This window comes from Xanthobacter sp. NM-59 (genome assembly GCF_021401125.1).
Classification (GTDB): Bacteria; Pseudomonadota; Alphaproteobacteria; order Rhizobiales; family Xanthobacteraceae; genus Xanthobacter.
On sequence record NZ_JACBFQ010000009.1, the window covers coordinates 102,044 to 118,538 of the forward strand.

A 16,495-nucleotide genomic window follows, 5' to 3' on the forward strand; every position below is an offset into this window, starting at 1 on the left:
AAGCCCGCCGCATGCCTGCGGCGGGCCTTCTTTTTCGCGCGCGAAGCGGTCAGGCCGCGGCGACGAGACCGCCCTCGCCGGCCACCCGGCGCTGGTGGTAGGGCGTGTCGCCGAACATCAGCTCGATCATGGCGAGGCGCCGGAAATGGTGGGCGCCGATATATTCCATGGTCATGCCGATGCCGCCGTGCAGTTGCACCGCCGTCTGGCCCACGAAGCGGGCCGAACGGTTGATCTGCACCTTGGCGGCGGAAAGGGCCACGCGGCGCTCGGCCGGGTCTTCCGCCTCCACCATCATGGCGGCGTAGAGGGCCATGGAGCGGGCCTGCTCCAGGGCCACGAACATGTCCACCGCCTTGTGCTGAAGCGCCTGGAACGATCCGATAGCGACCCCGAACTGCTTACGGGTCTTCAGATAGTCCACCGTCAGCGCGTTGAGCGCCTCCATCAGGCCCACCGCCTCGGCGCACAGAGCGGCAATGGCGCCTTCCACCACCCGCTCCACCACCGGCAGGCCCGCGCCCACGGTGCCGAGCACGGCATCGGCGGGCACGAACACGTCGGTCAGGATCACATCCGCCGCGCGGCCGCCATCCTGGGTGGCATAGGCTTCGAGCGTCACGCCAGCCGCATCCACGGGCACCACGAACAAGGTGATACCCACTTCGTCGCGCCGGTCGCCGGAGGTGCGCGCGCTCACCACCAGGGTCTTCGCCGCGTCCGCGTTCAGCGCGACGCTCTTGCGCCCATCGAGGCGGAAGCCGCCGTCCACCGCGCGGGCGGAGGTGGCGACATCGTTCAGGTCATAGCGGGCCTGGAGCTCTGAATGGGCGAAGGCCAGCCGGACCGAGCCGTCGATGAGGCCCGGCAGCAAAGCCGCCTTCTGCGCCTCGCTGCCGGCAAGGCGCACCGCCCCACCGCCCAGGATCACGCTGGCGAGATAGGGCTCGGGCGCCAAAGCGCGGCCGAGAGCCTCCATCACCACCTGCGTTTCCACCGGCCCGCCGCCGAAACCGCCATCCGCTTCCGCAAACGGCAGGCCGAGCAGCCCCAGCTCAGCCAGCTCAGCCCATTTGGCCTCGGGAAAGCCCAGGGGCTCGGCGCGGGCGGCGGTGAGCTGCTCGATGCTGGAATACGTGTCGCTGGCCCAGCGCTGGGCCGTGTCCTTCAGGAGCGACTGTTCGTCGGTAAGATCGAAATCCATGCGCTCCTCCTCACAGGCCCAGGATCGCCTTGGCGATCACATTGTGCTGGATCTCGTTGGACCCGCCGTAAATGGACACCTTGCGGTGGTTGAAATAGACGGGCGCCGCCGCGTCCGCCCAGGCAAACAGGGCCTCGGCATCATTGTGCCCGGCATCGGGCCGCGAGGCGGGAAGCGCCTGGGGCCCGGCCAGTTCCACCAGGAGCTCGGTGGTGGCCTGCTGCAGCTCGGAGCCCTTGATCTTCAGGATCGAGGAAGCCGGATCGGGCTTGGTGGGATCGCGCGTCGCCTGCGCCGCCACGACGCGCATCTGGGTGATCTCCAGCGCCTTCAGCTCAATTTCCACCGCCGCGAGGCGCGAACGGAAATCAAGATCGTCCCACATGGTGCCGGCACCGGCCGGGGTCACCTTGGCGAGGCGCTTGATGCGGGCGATGCGCTCCTTCGACATGCCGATGCGGGCGATGCCGGTGCGCTCATTGGCGAGCAGGAACTTGGCATAGTCCCAGCCCTTGTTCTCCTCGCCCACCAGGTTCTCGACCGGCACCTTCACGCTGTCGAGGAAGACCTCGTTCACCTCATGCCGGCCATCGATGGTGATGATGGGCCGCACGGTGACGCCGGGCGTCTTCATGTCGATAAGGATGAAGGAGATGCCCTTCTGCTTCTTCGCCTCGAAGTCGGTGCGGGCGAGGCAGAACATCCAGTCGGCATACTGGCCGAGGGTGGTCCAGGTCTTCTGCCCGTCGATGATGTAATGGTCGCCCTCGCGCACCGCGCGGGTCTTCAGCGAAGCGAGGTCGGAGCCGGCGCCGGGCTCGGAGAAGCCCTGGCACCACCAGTCCTCCAGGCTCTTGATGCGCGGCAAAAAACGCTCTTTCTGCGCCTCGTTGCCAAAGGTGGCGATCACCGGACCCACCATGAAGCAGTTGAACTGCAAAGGCAGCGGCACCGCCGCCTGCATCAGCTCCTCCATGAAGATATAACGCTGCACGGCGCTCCAGGACTGGCCGCCATAGGCCACCGGCCAGTTGGGCACGGCCCAGCCCTTGTCGTTCAGGATGCGCTGGGAGGTCACGTAGTCCTCCCGTGCCAGCTTGCGGCCCTCGGAGACCTTGGCGCGGATCTCGGCCGGGATCTTCGTGTGGAAGAAGGTGCGCACTTCCTCGCGGAAGGCGATCTCTTCGGGTGTGAAGCGCAGATCCATGGCTCAGGCTCCCGGATTGATTTCGATGAGGCCCGCAGCCCCCATGCCGCCGGCGATGCACATGGTGACCACCGCATAGCGCACGCCGCGCCGGCGCCCTTCCAGCACAGCGTGGCCCACCAGCCGGGCCCCGCTCATGCCGAAGGGATGGCCCACCGAAATGGCGCCGCCATTCACGTTGCAGAGCTCGGGGTCGATGCCGAGGGTGTCGCGGCAATAGACCGACTGGGAGGCGAACGCCTCGTTGAGCTCCCAAAGGCCGATGTCGGACACCTTGAGACCCTGGCGCTCCAGAAGGCGCGGCACCGCATGGATGGGGCCGATGCCCATCTCGTCCGGCTCGCAGCCAGCGGTGGCATAGCCGCGGAAGATGCCGAGCACGTCCGCGCCCCGCCGCGCCGCCTCGGTGGAGGACATGAGCACGCTGGCGGAGGCGCCATCGGACAGCTGGCTGGCATTGCCGGCGGTCACGAAATAATCGTCGCCGCGCACGGGCTTCAGCTTGGAAAGGCCCTCCAGGGTCGTCTCGGGGCGATTGCCCTCGTCCTTGGCGAGGGTGACGGTCTGGCGGGCGGTCTCGCCGGTGTCCTTGTTGGTCACCGCCTTCTCGACGGTGATCGGCACGATCTCATTGTCGAACAGGCCCGCCGCCTGGGCCGCCGCCGTGCGCTGCTGGCTCGCGAAGGAGAACGCATCCTGCGCCTCGCGGGTGACGCCATAGCGCTTGGCCACGGTATCGCCGGTCTCGATCATGGTCACGTAGATGTCCGGCTTGTTGGCCATCAGCCAGTCATTGCGGAACAGCTCGCGATTGATGGGCTGCACCAAAGAGATGGATTCCACCCCGCCGGCCACCGCCACCGGCACGCCATCCATGACGATGCGCTTGGCGGCATGGGCAATCGCCTCCAGGCCCGAGGCGCAGAAGCGGCTCACGGTGACACCCGTGGCGGTCACCGGGATGCCGGCCACCAGGGCGCCATGGCGGGCGACATTGCCGCCCGTCGCGCCTTCCGGATAGCCGCAGCCCATGACGACTTCCTCGACCTCCGCCGGGTCCACCTTGCCGCGCGAGAGGGCGTGGCGGATGGCGTGGGCGGCCATGTCCGCCCCCTTGGTGATGTTGAGCGCACCGCGCTGCGCCTTGCCGATGGGCGTGCGCGCGGTGGAAACGATGACGGCTTCGACCATGAACGCTTCCTCTTTTGATCTTCAGTGTGTTGTGTTGGCTTCCGCAGCCTTGATGGCCGCTTGTGCCGCGGCCTCGACCTCGGCCGCGGCTTCCGCCATGAGCACCTTCGGCAGCAGCTTGCCGACCGGGCTGCGGGGCAGTTGATCGCGGAATTCCAGGGCGCGGGGCATTTCGTGGCGCCCCAGCCGGTCAGCGAGGAACCCTGTCAGCTCGTCGAGGGTGAAGGGCGCGGCGCCGGCCTTGAGCTTCACATAGGCCTTGGCCGATTGGCCGCGATACGCATCGGGAACGCCGATGACGATCACCTCTTCCACCGCCGGGTGCTCGTAAATGGCGTTCTCCACCGCCGCCGGATAGACGTTGAAGCCCGACGAGATGATCATGTTCTTGCGGCGATCCACGATCTCGAAAAGGCCGCGCTCGTCCATCCGCCCCATGTCGCCGGTGAGGAACCAGCCATCATGGAAGGCGGACGCCGTTCCCGCCTCGTCATTCAGGTAGCCCTTGAACACATTGGGCCCGCGAATGGCGATCTCGCCCACCTCACCGGTGGCCAAGGCGCGGCCCGGCTCGTCCATGGCGACGATGCGCAGCGCGAGCCCAGGGAGCGGAATGCCGATGAGCCCAGGCCGCCGCTCCACGCCAAACGGCACGCGCGAGCCGGCGGGCGCCGTCTCCGTCATGCCCCAGCCATTGTTGAGCTGGTTGCCGACCAGCGCCTCGATCTTCGATTGCACCTCGAACGGCAGCGGCGCCCCGCCCGAGACGCAGGATTTCAGCGTGGAGAAATCCACCGCCTCCACGCCCGGCCGATTCAGAAGCGCCACCCACATGGTGGGCACGCCGGAAAAGGCGCTGGCCTTCAGTTCGCTAATGTCGCGGATCAACGTTTCCACATCGAAGCGCTGGCGCAGCAGCACCTCGTTGCCATCGCGCAGATGGCGCAGCAGCACGGTGGTGAGCGCGTAAATGTGGAACAGCGGCAGCACCGCCACCACCTTCTCGCTGCCCGGCACCAGCGGCCGGCCCATATCCCGCCACAGCCGATACATGCTCACCGCCGAGGTGAGATTGCCGTGGCTCAGCATGGCCGCCTTGGGCAGGCCCGTGGTGCCGCCGGTGAACTGCAGCACCGCAATGTCGTCCACCCCGGGCGGCGGCGCCATCAGGGGGGCATCGCTGAAGAGCTCGGACAGGAGCCGCACGCCCGCGCGCTCGGGAAGCGGCAGCGGTGCCACCTCGCCCGCGCCCCAGCGGGCATCATCTCCCACCAGCACCTCGTCCACCACGCCTTCCTCGATCATTTCCAGGGCGCTGGGCAGGAAGCCGGGCAGATTGGTGGTGACGAGCCGGCGCGCGCCGGTCGCCTTCAGCTTGTGGACGATCTCGCGCCGGGCATCGAGCGCGCTGATGTGCACCACCCGCGCGCCCAACCGCGTGAGGGCGAAAAAGCAGAGCGGGTGATAGGGCGTGTTGGGCAGGAGCAGCGCGACATTGTCGCCCCGCTTCACACCGGCCCCGGCCAGCCCGCTGGCGAGGCGCTCCACCTCGCGCGCCAGATCGCCATAGCTGATCTTGGCGCCGCGAAAATCGAGCGCCGGCTTGCTGCCGCCGGCCGCCACGCCGGCGGCGAGCAGATCCGGCAGAGTGGTGATTTCCAGCCCCGCCGCCCAGTCGCAGACCTCCGGGAAGGCGGCCTGCCAGGGGAGCGCCGATGGGTGCGGCGCCGAAGCGCCAGAAGCCGCCATCACACCGCTTCCTTCGCCGAGAAGGTGCCGGCGCCTTCCGCCAGACGCTTCAGAAGCGCCGCAGGCTTGAGGCTGTCGTCCCCCGTCTCGGCGGCAAGCTCTTCCAGGCCGGCGACGATCTTGGCGAGACCTACATCCTCGGCCCAGTGCATGGGACCGCCGGTGAAGGACGGCCAATTGTAGCCGTTCACCCAGATGATATCGATGTCGCCCGCCCGCGCGGCGATGCCCTCTTCCAGGATCTTCGCGCCCTCATTCACCATCGGGTAGAACAAGCGAGCCTGGATCTCCTCCTTGGAGAAGCTGCGGCGGGTGATTCCCCGCGCCTGTGACAGCGCCACGATGAGCGCCTCCGTCTCCGGATCGCGCGCACCGGCTCGGGCGCCGGCGGGATAAAGATAGAAGCCGCGCCCCGTCTTCTGGCCGAAGCGACCCTGCTCAGCCAAAGCGTCCGCCACCGGGGCCTTCACCGCCTTGTCGCCGGCCGCCTTGCGCGCGCGCCAGCCGATGTCGATGCCGGCCAGGTCCGCCATGGCGAAGGGGCCCATGCGGAAGCCGAAATCGGTCACCGCCGCATCCACCTCATGAGGCAGCGCGCCGGCCAGCAGCAGCCGCTCGGCGGCCTCGGTGCGCTTGGCCAGCATGCGATTGCCCACGAAGCCGTAGCACACGCCCACCGCCACCGGCAGCTTGCCCAGCTTGCGGCCAAGATCGAGGCTCGTCACCAGCACGTCGGGCGCGGTCTTCGCCCCGCGCACCACTTCCAGCAGGCGCATCACGTTGGCGGGGCTGAAGAAATGCAGGCCCACCACATCCTGCGGGCGCGACGTGGTAGCGGCGATGGCGTCCACGTCCAGATAGGACGTGTTGGTGGCGAGAATGGTGCCGGGCTTCGTCACCTTGTCCAGGGTGCCGAAGATGTCCGCCTTCACGCCCATATCCTCGAACGCCGCTTCCACCACGATGTCGGCATCCGCCGCCGCCTCAAGCCCGACAGCCGGCAGAATGCGCAGCAGCCGCTCCTCCATGGCCTCCCGGGAGAGCGAGCCGCGCTTCACCGAGGTCTCGTAATTGGCGCGGATGCGGGCGACGCCGGTTTCCAGCGCCTCCGGCTTCACCTCGATGAGGGTCACGGGAATGCCGGCCTGCGCGAAGCACATGGCGATGCCGCCGCCCATGGTGCCAGCGCCGATGACCGCCGCCTTGGTGATGGGCCGCGCCTTCACCTCCTTGCCGATGCCGGGAATGCGGGCGGCCTCGCGCTCGGCGAAAAAGATGTGACGGAGCGCCTTGGAGGAGGGATCCGCCACCAGCGCCTTGAAATGCTCCCGCTCCGCCGCAAGGGCGGCATCGAACGGCTTGTCCAGGCAGCCGCGCACCGAATCGACCAAGGCCGGCACGTTGGGAATGCGCGCGGAGCGCTTGAGCGCCTCCTCCGCCGCCGCTTCAAAGGCGGCGCGGTCCTCCACCGTGAGCTTTTCGGCGCGCTCACGCGCCTTGGTCCAGGCTCCCGCGTCCGCCAGCCGCAGCGCGACGGCGCAGGCAGTGGCGACCAGATCGCCGGTCGCCACCTCATCCGCCAGTCCGGACGCGACAGCCTTTTCCGCCGACACCGGATCACCGGACAGCATCATGGCAAAGGCGGGCGCGGCGCCGATGAGGCGCGGCAGGCGCTGGGTGCCGCCGGCGCCCGGAATAAGGCCGAGCTTGATCTCCGGAAGGCCCAACTTCGCGGCCGGCGCAACCACCCGGGCATGGCAGGCAAGCGCCACTTCCAGCCCGCCGCCGAGCGCCATTCCGTTGATGGCCGCCACCACCGGCTTCGCGCTGTCCTCAATGGCCGCAACCACATCGGGAAGGGAGGGAGGCGCCGGCGGCTTGCCGAATTCGGAGATATCGGCGCCCGCCACGAACACCTTGCCCTGCGCGGCGAGCACGATGGCCTTCACCGCCGGATCGGCCACCGCCTGCGCCACACCGGCGGCAAGGGCGGCGCGCACCGCCGCGCCCAGCGCATTGACCGGCGGATTGTCGATGGTGAGCACGGCGACGCCATTCAGGGTCGCGCTGTGGACCGGTGCCATGGATCCTCCCAATGGTTCTGCAATGCAGAATATCAATCTGCATTTTTGAAAGAGGTGCCGCGCAATTTCCAGATTGTCAATCCGCATTGGATCCCGAATATGGCCACCAGATACCGTCACAACATTTTTCGTTCTGACCTGCGGAATTCTTGTCTGCATAAATTGACACCGGCCCGGCCACCGTGCCATTCATCGATGGCCCTGGAGCGAACCGCCGCTCGAAGGGCTCAGAACGCGGAAAAACCGCGCAGCGGGGAGGAAGACGCAGCATGTTCCAGCGCCTGTGGCGCGGGAGCTTCAGGGCCCTTTGAACCGAAGGCCCACGCTGCTGGCGACGCCATGAATCAGCGCCACCTCCCCTTGCCGGATCACCCGCAGGAGCCGGAAGAGACGCCCGGGCCGCCCCCGGACGCAGCCTTCGTCTCCACCTGATCTTGGAAGCTCATCCGAACGAGCGCTCGTTCGGAATTGCTTTCCGGCGCTGGATTCGCTCTGGGAGGAAAAACATGGTCCGCAAGATGATCGCGTCAGCCACGCTCGCCATCGCCCTCACGGCGGGCGCGACCGGCGCGAAGGCACAGGATGCCGGAAAGCCGGAGGCGCAGACCTTCACCATCGGCGCCCACATGCCGCTCACGGGCACGCTCGCCCGCTCGGGGCAGGCCTTCAACGAAGGCATGCAGGTGGCGGTGAAGATGTGCAACGCCATCTCGCCCAAGTATCAGGTGAAGATCGACCTGATCGACGACGAAAGCACCCCCGCCAAGGCCGTGTCCGCCGTGGAGAAGCTGGCGGCGGACGGCTCGGTGGCCATCATCGGCGGCTATGGCTCCAACATCATCGGCCCGGCGTCGGATGCTTCCGACAAGCTGGGCAAGGTCTACATCACCGCCGGCGCGGTCTCCGACGAATTGACCAAGCGCGGCCTGAAGACCTTCTTCCGCATCAACAACAATGCCGGCTACGAGCGCGGCATCGCAACCCTGATCGGTGATCTGAAGCCGCAGAAGGTTTCCATCATCGCGTCCACCAAGGAAGCCCCGGCGCTGCTCGCGGAAGGCCTGGAAAAGGACCTTGAGGCCAAGGGCATCAAGGTGACCGTGCACAAGTTCGACCCCGCCATCACCGATTTCAAGCCGATCATCAACAAGATCAAGCTGCAGGACAAGCCGGACATCATCATGATGTCGGCCTACGAGAATGACTATGTGGGCATCATCCGCGCCGCCAAGGTGCTGAAGCCCAATGTGAAGCTCATGGTGGGCACCTGGTCGCTGGCCACCCCGAAGATGTACACCGAGTTTCCCGACCTCATGAACAACGTGGTCGGCACCTCCTTCCTGCCCTTCCCGGTGGAAGTGAAGAGCGAGGAAGGCAAGAAGTTCGCCGAGGTCTACAAGCAGACCTACAACAAGGACATCGAGTATCTCTCCACCCTCAGCTTCGTCGAAACGATGGTGCTGTGCGAGGCCATCTTCCGCGCCGCCGAGGACGGCTCGCTGGAGAAGGGCGGCCTTGCGGAGCAGATGCGCAAGACCGATCGCGACAGCCTGCTCGGCCGCATCCAGTTCGACGCCACCGGCGACAACCCCAACTTCTCGCTCTCCATGGGCCAGCATCGCGACGGCAAGATCGTGCTCGTCTCCCCGAAGTCGGCCGCCAATGGCGAGGTCGTCTATCCGGGCCTGCCCTGGTGATCCTTTCCTGAGAGCCCCTCTCCCGCGGAGGCATCGCCTCCGCGGGTTCCTTCAGGACACGATGTTCCCCGTCGAGGTGACATGACCGATCTCATTTTGCAGGCGCTGTTTTCCGGCGTGCTCATCGGCGGCGTCTATGCGCTGGTGGCGCTCGGCCTGGCGCTCGCTTTCGGCGCCATGCGCATCATCAATCTGGCCCACGGCGAGCTGGTGCTGCTCGCCGCCTACATGGCCTATCTGGTGGAATCGCGCACCGGGCTCGACCCCTATTGGGCCATCCCCCTCGCTTTGGTGGTGGTGATGGCGGTGAGCTGGGCGCTGTTCGTGCTGGTGGACAAGATCAAGGACCACCGCGAGCTCAACTCGCTGATCCTCACCTTCGCCATCGGCATCATCCTCACCAACGCCATCCTGCTCATCTTCGCCAGTGACATGCGCAGCACCTCCTCCGCCTTCCTGCAGGATGCAGTGTCGTTCGGAGATCTGTTCGCCATGCGCGGCGAGATCATCGCCTTCGTGCTGTCCGTGGTGCTCATGGGCGTGCTGTGGTGGTGGCTCAAGTCGAGCTGGTACGGCCGCGCCGTGCGCGCCGTCTCCTCCAACCGCAATGCCGCACGCCTCATGGGCATCAACCCCGCGCGCATCGAAACGGTCTCATTCCTGGTGGCGGGGGCGCTGGCCTCGTTCGCGGGCGTCGCGCTCTACACCATGAGCGTGGTGCAGCCGGCCACCGGCCATGCGCTCACCGTGAAGGCCTTCATCATCACCGTGCTGGCGGGCGTGGGCTCCATTCCCGGCGTGTTCCTGGGCGCGGTGCTGCTGGGCGTCACCGAGGCGCTCACCGTCACCCTCGCCTCTTCCGCCCTTCAGGAGCTCGCCGGCATGGTGCTGTTCCTCCTGGTCCTGTTCCTCCTGCCGAACGGCCTGTTCGGCGCGCGCGCCCGGCGCGGCTGAAAGGCAAGCCATGAGTGTGACTTCGCCCGCAACCTCCGCCCCGGTGGCCTCATCCCGCTTCCAGGGCCGCGGCGCCCTGCTCGGCGCCGGCCTCGTCATCCTGGCCCTGCTGCCGCTGCTGACCGGCGCCAGTCCCTATATGCTCGGCCTTCTGATCTCGGCCCTCATCCTGTCGGGCCTTGCTTTGTCCTGGGCGCTCCTGGGCAATCTCGGGGGCATGGTCTCGTTCGGCCATGCGGCCTTCTTCGGCGTCGGCTCCTATGCCTCGGCGCTGCTGGCGGCCAAGCTCGGCGTGCCGGTGCTGCTGGCCATTCCGCTGGGCGGGGTGGTCGCCACCCTGTCATCCATCGCCATGCTGCCGGCGCTGCGCCTGTCGGGCCCCTATTTCGCTTTGGCGATCCTGGCCTATGCGCAGATCTTCCGCATCCTCGCCACCGAGCTCGACTGGCTCACGGGCGGGGCCGCCGGATTGCAGCGCTATCCGGGCCTGCCCACCCTTTTCGGCATCGATCTCGCCGATCGGGCCGGAAGCTATGTGGTGGTGCTCGCCTGCGTGGTGCTGTTCGCGGTGGTCTATGTGCTGCTGCGCAAGAGCCATGTGGGCACCGCCTTGCGCGCCATCGCCGAGAGCGAGGACGCCACCCGCGTGGTGGGCGTGAACGCCACCCTGCTGAAGTCCTGGATGCTGTTCCTCTCCGCCTTCATCGCCGGCGTGTTCGGGGCGCTCAACGCGCACATCATCGGCTTCCTGGAGCCGGACTATGCCTTTTCCGGCGTGTGGAGCGTCATGCCCATCATCGCGGCCGTGTTCGGCGGCTACCGTTCGGTGCTGGGACCCATCTTCGGCGCGGTGGTGATCTATCTGTTCGACCAGGTGATCGCCAAAAGCCTGATCCCGGTGGGCCACCAGATCCTGCTGGGCATCGTGCTCGCCATCATGGTGCTGCTGGCGCCCAATGGCCTCGCCGGTCTTGTCAGACGCTTCTTCACCAAGGGCCAGTTCAACAAGACCTCGGAGAAGAGCCATGCTGGAGCTTGACGCCGTCACCGTCCGCTTCGGCGGGCTCACCGCACTGTCCGACATCTCGTTCCATATCAAAAAGGGCGAGATCCTGGGGCTGGTGGGTCCCAATGGGGCGGGCAAGACCACCTTGTTCAACTCCATTTCGGGCCTCGTGAAGGCGCGCGGGCGCATCACCTTCAACGGCACCGACGTCACCGGCCTGCCGCTGCACAAACGGGCGCGGGCGGGCATCGGCCGCACCTTCCAGATCCCCCAGCCCATGCACCACCTTTCGGTGCGGGAAAATCTGGCGGTGGCGCAGGTGTTCGGCGCCGGGCGGCATGACGAAAACCGCATCGACGAGATCCTCGCCGTGATGGAGCTCTCCCACAAGGCGGACGCGGACGCGGCCAACGCCCTCGCGTTGCAGGAACTGAAGCGGCTGGAGATCGCCAAGGCGCTCGCCACCGAGCCCAAGCTCTTGCTGCTCGACGAGGTGCTGGCGGGCCTGGAAAGCAACGCCAAGCGCTCCTTCATGATGAAGCTGAAGGAGCTGCACAAGTTGTTCGGCCTCACCATCGTGATCGTCGAGCACGACATCGAGACCATTTCGGGGCTCTGCACCCGCGCGGTGGTGTTGAATTTCGGCCAGCTCATCGCCGACGGCAGCCCCACCGAGGTGTTCAACAATCCGGCCGTGGTGGAAAGCTATACGGGGACCGCCCATGCTTGAGACGCGCAACCTCACCTCCGGCTACGGCGCCATCACCGTCCTGTGGGACGTGAACCTCACCTTCCGCGAGGGTGCGCTCACCGCCATCGTGGGGCCGAACGGGGCCGGCAAGACCACCTTGCTGCGCACCCTCACGGGCCTTCTGCCCTATCAGGGCGAGATCCTCATGGGCGGCCAGCCGCTCAAGGGCAAGACCTGGGACCTGGCAGCCCAGGGCCTCGTCATGGTGCCCGAGGGTCGGCTCGTGTTCCGGGACATGACGGTGGAAGAAAACCTGTGCCTGGGCGCCTATCCCGAGCGCTGCCGGGCCGACCTCGCCACCAATATCGAGCGCATGTACGCCTTCTTCCCGCGGCTGAAGGAGCGCCGGCACCAGCTCGCCGGCTCCCTCTCCGGCGGCGAGGCACAGATGGTGGCCATGGGGCGCGGGCTGATGGCAAAGCCGCGCATCCTGCTCATCGACGAGCCCTCCCTCGGCCTTGCCCCGGTGATCGTGAACGAGGTGTTCGACATCATCCGCAAGCTGAAGGAAGAGGGCACCACCATCGTTCTCATCGAGCAGAACACCCGCATCGCCTTGTCGGTGGCGGACGATCTGCATCTGATGCGCTCAGGCAAGGTGATCCTGTCCGAAAAGGCGGCCGGCATCGATCTCGATCGGCTGCACGACCTCTATTTCGCCCGCGAGGGCGTCAAGGAGGAGGCCGCCCAATGAGTGCCAGCCGCCTGCCGGAGGCCTTCCGAAACAGCCTCACTTTGCCGGTGATCGCCTCGCCCATGTTCATCGTCTCCGGGCCGGAGTTGGTGATCGCCGAGTGCCTCTCGGGCATCGTGGGTTCGTTCCCCGCCCTGAATGCCCGCGCGCCCGACACGCTGGACGGCTGGCTCACCCGCATCAAGGCGGAGCTCGCCGCCGCCAAGGCCGCCGACCCCACCCGCCGCATCGCGCCGTTCGCCGTGAACCAGATCGTCCACGCCTCCAACGACCGGCTGGAGCGGGACATGGAGACGTGCGTCGCCCATGAGGTGCCGCTCATCATCACTTCGCTGCGCGCGCCGGGGGATGTGGTGCGCCAGGCCCATTCCTATGGTGGCGTCGTGTTCCACGATGTCACCACCGTGCGCCACGCGGAAAAGGCGCTGGAAGCGGGCGTCGATGGCCTCATCCTGGTGTGCGCCGGTGCCGGTGGCCATGCGGGCACGCTGAGCCCGTTCGCTTTGCTGGGCGAGGTCCGGCGCTTCTTCGACGGGCCCATCGCGCTCGCGGGCGCCATCACCACGGGCGAAGCCATCCTCGCCGCCCAGGCGCTGGGGGCGGATTTCGCCTATATGGGCACGCGCTTCCTGGCCACGGCGGAATCCCGCGCCGTGGAGCCCTACAAGGAGATGATCGCCTCCTCTTCGGCGGCGGATATCCTCTATTCGCCCTTCTTCACGGGCGTGCCGGGCAATTACCTGAAGCCGTCCGTCGTCGCCGCCGGGCTCGATCCGGATGCCCTGCCCCACCAGGACAAGAGCGCCATGAATTTCGGCTCCACCCGCGTGAAAGCTTGGCGCGACGTGTGGGGCGCCGGCCAGGGCGTGGGCACCATCGCCGATGTGCCGCCTGTGGCGGAGGTGGTGGCACGCCTCTCCAGCGAATATCAGGACGCCCGCGCCCGCCTCGCGGCCCGCGCGGCGAGCTTCGCCGCCTGAGCGGCCACCGCGCACGAGGCGGCACAAGCCCCCGCCACCCACAGGAGACGCCGCCATGAGCCCCAGCCTCATCATCACCGATCCGCACGAGGGCGTGCGCCAGCTCACCATTTCCCGCCCCGAGCGCCGCAACGCACTGGATCGCGCCACCTATGGCGCCCTGGCCGAGGCGCTGAAGGCCGCCGCACCCGATGACAGCGTGCGCGCCGTGGTGCTCACCGGCGCGGCCGGCTGCTTCACCGCCGGCAACGACCTCGCCGATTTCCAGGACACCTCCAATGCCGGCGAGCCCAGCGCGGGGCTCACCTATCTCGGCGTGCTCTCCACCTTCCCGAAGCCCGTGGTGGCCGCGGTGGAAGGCTTCGCGGTGGGCATCGGCACCACCATGCTACTGCATTGCGATCTCGCCTATGCTGGCGCCGGCGCCCGCTTCCGCCTGCCCTTCGTCAATCTCGGCCTGTGCCCGGAGGGCGCCTCCAGCTACCTGCTGCCCCGCATCGCCGGCACCAAGCGCGCCGCGGAGCTGCTGCTTTTGGGCGAGCTGTTCGGCGCGGCTGAGGCGGCTGAGGCCGGCATCGTGAACGCGGTGACCGAGGAGGGCGCCGCCCTTTCCCACGCGCTGGAAAGGGCAAAAGCCCTCGCTGCGCTGCCGCCCGCGTCGCTCGCCGCCACCAAGAGCCTGCTGCGCCATGCCACCGCAGAGCCCGTCGCCCGCGCCCTGGCGCTGGAAGCGGAGCACTTCCATGCGCTGCGGCTCCAGCCCGCCGCCCAGGCCGCGTTCGCGGCCTTCTTCAAGAGGTAAGGGATGAGCGATGCGCCCCGCCCCGAATCCCCGATAATGGGGGCACCGACGGCACCCCGCCGCGGCGCCCGCGCCCCGGCGCGGCGTGGCCCTGAAAGCCCGACCATGAGAGCGAACGACACGCCCCCGACCGAGATCGACACTGACGGCGAAGGCAAGGACGACCGCCACTTCGTCACCGCTCTGGCGCGGGGGCTGGAGGTGCTCGCCTGCTTCAAGCGGGGCGAGACGTTCCTTGCCAATCACGAGATCGCGGAGCGCTGCAAGCTGCCGCGCTCCACCGTCTCGCGCCTCACCTACACGCTGACGAAGCTCGGCTACCTGCATTTCGTGGAGGAAGTGGGCAAGTATCGCCTGGGCACCCAGCTGGTGGCCCTCAGCACCGTTGCACTGGGCGGGCTCGACGTGCGCCAGATCGCCCGGCCCGCCATGCGCGAATTGGCCAACTTCTCCAACGCCACGGTGGGCCTTGCCGTGCGCGACCGGCTCTCCATGCGCTATGTGGAATGCCTCAGGGGACCGGCCGCCATCTCGCTCAACATCGATGTGGGCGTGCGCATGTCGATGGTGCGCTCCTCCATCGGCCGCGCGTTCATCTCCGTCCTCACCGAGGCGGAGCGCGCACCGTTGTTCGAGGAGATCAAGATGCTGGATTCCCTCGCCTGGCCCCAGGTGCGCGCGGACCTGGAAAGGGCCATGGAGGACCACGCCACCCTCGGCTGCTGCTGCTCCTTCGGCGACTGGCAGCCGAGCGTGAGCGCCATCGCGGTGGGCTTCCGCCCTGGCGGCGGGCTGCCGCCCATGGCCATCAATTGCGGCGCCCCCACCGTTATTTCCGAACCCAAGTTCCTGCTCGACGAGGTGCGCCCGCGCCTGATCGAGATGGTGCGCCGCCTGGACGGCGTGATGGGCGCCTGACGCCCCGTTCCCCGGAGTCCGTTTCGATGAGTGAAGCCGTGTCCCCGCAAGATGCCGCCGACCTGCCCCTGTCGGGCGTGAAGGTTCTGGATCTGTCGCGCATCCTGGCGGGCCCGTGGTGCGCGCAGGTGCTGGGAGATCTGGGGGCCGACGTCGTCAAGGTCGAGCATCCGGTGCGCGGTGACGACACCCGGGACTGGGGCCTGCGCACAGGCAAGACCAACACCTCCTATTTCGACAGCGTGAACCGCAACAAGCGCTCCATCGGCGCCGACCTCACCACGCCCGAGGGCCTCGCTCTGGTGAAGTCCCTGGCGCGGGAAGCGGACATCGTGGTGCAGAACTTCAAGACCGGCGGCGCCGACAGGCTGGGCCTGGGCTATGGGGACCTTTCCGCCGAAAATCCCCGCCTCATCTATTGCTCCATCGCCGGCTACGGCTCCGATGGCCCGGAAGCCACCCGCCCCGGCTATGATCTCGTTGTGCAGGGCGAGGCGGGCCTGATGGCGCTGAATGGCGAAGCCGACCAGCCGCCGCTGAAGTTCGGCGTGGCGGCGGTGGACCTGTTCACCGGCCAATATGCGGCGCAGGCGGTGCTCGCCGCCCTCTACCAGCGCGAGCGCACCGGGCGCGGGCGCAAGTTGGAGTTGGCGCTGTATGACTGCGGCCTCACCCTCACCTGCTATTACGGCCTGGAGGCGCTGGCCCAGCAGAAGGATCCGCCGCGCTACGGCAATGCGCACCCCTCGATCGTACCCTATGGCGTGTTCCCCGCCGCCGACGGGCCGCTGGTGCTCACCGTGGGCAACAACGCCCAGTTCAAGCGCTTCTGCGATGTCATCATCGAGCGGCCCGATCTGCCCGAGGATCCGCGCTTCGCCACCAATCTGGAGCGCTCGCGCAATCGGGCGGAGCTGCTGCCCATCCTGAAAGCCGAGCTGCTGAAGCATCGCCGCGCTGATCTGCTGGCGGCGCTCAAGGCGGCGGATATCCCGGCCGGCGAGGTTCTCGGCCTGCTGGAAGCCCTCACCTCCCCCCGCGCGGCCCAGACCGGAATGGTGGTGCGCCGCACCTCCCTGGACGGTGTCGACCAGAACGTGCTCGCCCCGCCCTACCGCTTCGATGGCGAGCGCCTGCCAGTACGCCGCATGCCCCCCCGCCTCGCCGAGCACACCGCCGACATCATCGCCGCGGGCACTCCCCTCGCGGACTGAGCGGTCCCGGGGGCGCTGCCGGCGATGGGAACCGGGGGGCCGAC

The 16,495-nt window shown here is 67.6% G+C and carries 14 protein-coding genes; 9 read left to right on the forward strand and 5 right to left on the reverse strand.

The features are described from left to right. Positions 1-49 precede the first annotated feature (49 nt). Genes L0966_RS16085 through L0966_RS16105 form a run of 5 tightly spaced genes read right to left on the reverse strand, consistent with a single transcriptional unit; the run spans position 50 to position 7,435 of the window. Positions 50-1,204 carry an acyl-CoA dehydrogenase family protein gene (locus L0966_RS16085; protein WP_234052977.1) on the reverse strand — a complete coding sequence of 385 codons (1,155 nt, stop codon included), beginning with the start codon at positions 1,202-1,204 and terminating at the stop codon, positions 50-52. A 10-nt stretch (positions 1,205-1,214) separates the two neighbouring features. After that, complete coding sequence (locus L0966_RS16090; RefSeq protein ID WP_234052978.1) at positions 1,215-2,411, reverse strand: acyl-CoA dehydrogenase family protein; 1,197 nt, start codon at positions 2,409-2,411, stop codon at positions 1,215-1,217. A 3-nt stretch (positions 2,412-2,414) separates the two neighbouring features. Further along, positions 2,415-3,602 (reverse strand): acetyl-CoA C-acyltransferase, encoded by a 1,188-nt coding sequence (locus L0966_RS16095; protein ID WP_234052979.1) that lies wholly within the window; start codon positions 3,600-3,602, stop codon positions 2,415-2,417. Positions 3,603-3,623: 21 nt separating this feature from the next. Beyond that, positions 3,624-5,351: an AMP-binding protein gene (locus tag L0966_RS16100; RefSeq protein ID WP_234052980.1), complete on the reverse strand. Its 1,728-nt coding sequence runs from the start codon at positions 5,349-5,351 to the stop codon at positions 3,624-3,626. Continuing rightward, positions 5,351-7,435 carry a 3-hydroxyacyl-CoA dehydrogenase NAD-binding domain-containing protein gene (locus tag L0966_RS16105; RefSeq protein ID WP_234052981.1) on the reverse strand — a complete coding sequence of 695 codons (2,085 nt, stop codon included), beginning with the start codon at positions 7,433-7,435 and terminating at the stop codon, positions 5,351-5,353. Before L0966_RS16105 ends, L0966_RS16100 begins: the two co-directional genes overlap by 1 nt. Positions 7,436-7,941: 506 nt before the next feature. Here L0966_RS16105 and L0966_RS16110 point away from each other — a divergent pair. The 9 genes from L0966_RS16110 (at position 7,942) to L0966_RS16150 (ending at position 16,451) form a co-directional block, all read left to right on the forward strand. Next, positions 7,942-9,132: an ABC transporter substrate-binding protein gene (locus L0966_RS16110; RefSeq protein WP_234052982.1), complete on the forward strand. Its 1,191-nt coding sequence runs from the start codon at positions 7,942-7,944 to the stop codon at positions 9,130-9,132. Between the two features lie 81 nt (positions 9,133-9,213). Then, positions 9,214-10,086 carry a branched-chain amino acid ABC transporter permease gene (locus L0966_RS16115; protein ID WP_234052983.1) on the forward strand — a complete coding sequence of 291 codons (873 nt, stop codon included), beginning with the start codon at positions 9,214-9,216 and terminating at the stop codon, positions 10,084-10,086. 10 nt (positions 10,087-10,096) lie between these two features. Beyond that, entirely contained in the window at positions 10,097-11,125 is a 1,029-nt protein-coding gene (locus L0966_RS16120) for a branched-chain amino acid ABC transporter permease (protein WP_234052984.1), read from the forward strand. Beyond that, the gene (locus tag L0966_RS16125) at positions 11,112-11,822 is read left to right on the forward strand and encodes an ABC transporter ATP-binding protein (protein WP_234052985.1); all 711 of its coding nucleotides are present in this window, start codon (positions 11,112-11,114) and stop codon (positions 11,820-11,822) included. Before L0966_RS16120 ends, L0966_RS16125 begins: the two co-directional genes overlap by 14 nt. After that, positions 11,815-12,537 carry an ABC transporter ATP-binding protein gene (locus tag L0966_RS16130; RefSeq protein WP_234052986.1) on the forward strand — a complete coding sequence of 241 codons (723 nt, stop codon included), beginning with the start codon at positions 11,815-11,817 and terminating at the stop codon, positions 12,535-12,537. Before L0966_RS16125 ends, L0966_RS16130 begins: the two co-directional genes overlap by 8 nt. After that, the gene (locus tag L0966_RS16135) at positions 12,534-13,517 is read left to right on the forward strand and encodes a nitronate monooxygenase family protein (protein WP_234052987.1); all 984 of its coding nucleotides are present in this window, start codon (positions 12,534-12,536) and stop codon (positions 13,515-13,517) included. Before L0966_RS16130 ends, L0966_RS16135 begins: the two co-directional genes overlap by 4 nt. A gap of 55 nt (positions 13,518-13,572) precedes the next feature. Continuing rightward, positions 13,573-14,319: an enoyl-CoA hydratase-related protein gene (locus L0966_RS16140; RefSeq protein WP_234052988.1), complete on the forward strand. Its 747-nt coding sequence runs from the start codon at positions 13,573-13,575 to the stop codon at positions 14,317-14,319. Between the two features lie 105 nt (positions 14,320-14,424). Then, the gene (locus L0966_RS16145) at positions 14,425-15,237 is read left to right on the forward strand and encodes an IclR family transcriptional regulator (RefSeq protein ID WP_234052989.1); all 813 of its coding nucleotides are present in this window, start codon (positions 14,425-14,427) and stop codon (positions 15,235-15,237) included. Between the two features lie 26 nt (positions 15,238-15,263). After that, positions 15,264-16,451, forward strand: coding sequence for a CaiB/BaiF CoA-transferase family protein (locus L0966_RS16150; RefSeq protein ID WP_234052990.1), 1,188 nt, complete (start codon positions 15,264-15,266; stop codon positions 16,449-16,451). Positions 16,452-16,495 lie beyond the last annotated feature (44 nt).

Excerpts from the sequence above, each read along its gene's own strand:
- L0966_RS16085 (WP_234052977.1), bottom strand. The coding sequence starts at position 1,204 with ATGGATTTCGATCTTACCGACGAACAGTCGCTCCTGAAGGACACGGCC.
- L0966_RS16090 (WP_234052978.1), bottom strand. The coding sequence starts at position 2,411 with ATGGATCTGCGCTTCACACCCGAAGAGATCGCCTTCCGCGAGGAAGTG.
- L0966_RS16095 (WP_234052979.1), bottom strand. The coding sequence starts at position 3,602 with ATGGTCGAAGCCGTCATCGTTTCCACCGCGCGCACGCCCATCGGCAAG.
- L0966_RS16100 (WP_234052980.1), bottom strand. The coding sequence starts at position 5,351 with ATGGCGGCTTCTGGCGCTTCGGCGCCGCACCCATCGGCGCTCCCCTGG.
- L0966_RS16105 (WP_234052981.1), bottom strand. The coding sequence starts at position 7,435 with ATGGCACCGGTCCACAGCGCGACCCTGAATGGCGTCGCCGTGCTCACC.
- L0966_RS16110 (WP_234052982.1), top strand. The coding sequence starts at position 7,942 with ATGGTCCGCAAGATGATCGCGTCAGCCACGCTCGCCATCGCCCTCACG.
- L0966_RS16115 (WP_234052983.1), top strand. The coding sequence starts at position 9,214 with ATGACCGATCTCATTTTGCAGGCGCTGTTTTCCGGCGTGCTCATCGGC.
- L0966_RS16120 (WP_234052984.1), top strand. The coding sequence starts at position 10,097 with ATGAGTGTGACTTCGCCCGCAACCTCCGCCCCGGTGGCCTCATCCCGC.
- L0966_RS16125 (WP_234052985.1), top strand. The coding sequence starts at position 11,112 with ATGCTGGAGCTTGACGCCGTCACCGTCCGCTTCGGCGGGCTCACCGCA.
- L0966_RS16130 (WP_234052986.1), top strand. The coding sequence starts at position 11,815 with ATGCTTGAGACGCGCAACCTCACCTCCGGCTACGGCGCCATCACCGTC.
- L0966_RS16135 (WP_234052987.1), top strand. The coding sequence starts at position 12,534 with ATGAGTGCCAGCCGCCTGCCGGAGGCCTTCCGAAACAGCCTCACTTTG.
- L0966_RS16140 (WP_234052988.1), top strand. The coding sequence starts at position 13,573 with ATGAGCCCCAGCCTCATCATCACCGATCCGCACGAGGGCGTGCGCCAG.
- L0966_RS16145 (WP_234052989.1), top strand. The coding sequence starts at position 14,425 with ATGAGAGCGAACGACACGCCCCCGACCGAGATCGACACTGACGGCGAA.
- L0966_RS16150 (WP_234052990.1), top strand. The coding sequence starts at position 15,264 with ATGAGTGAAGCCGTGTCCCCGCAAGATGCCGCCGACCTGCCCCTGTCG.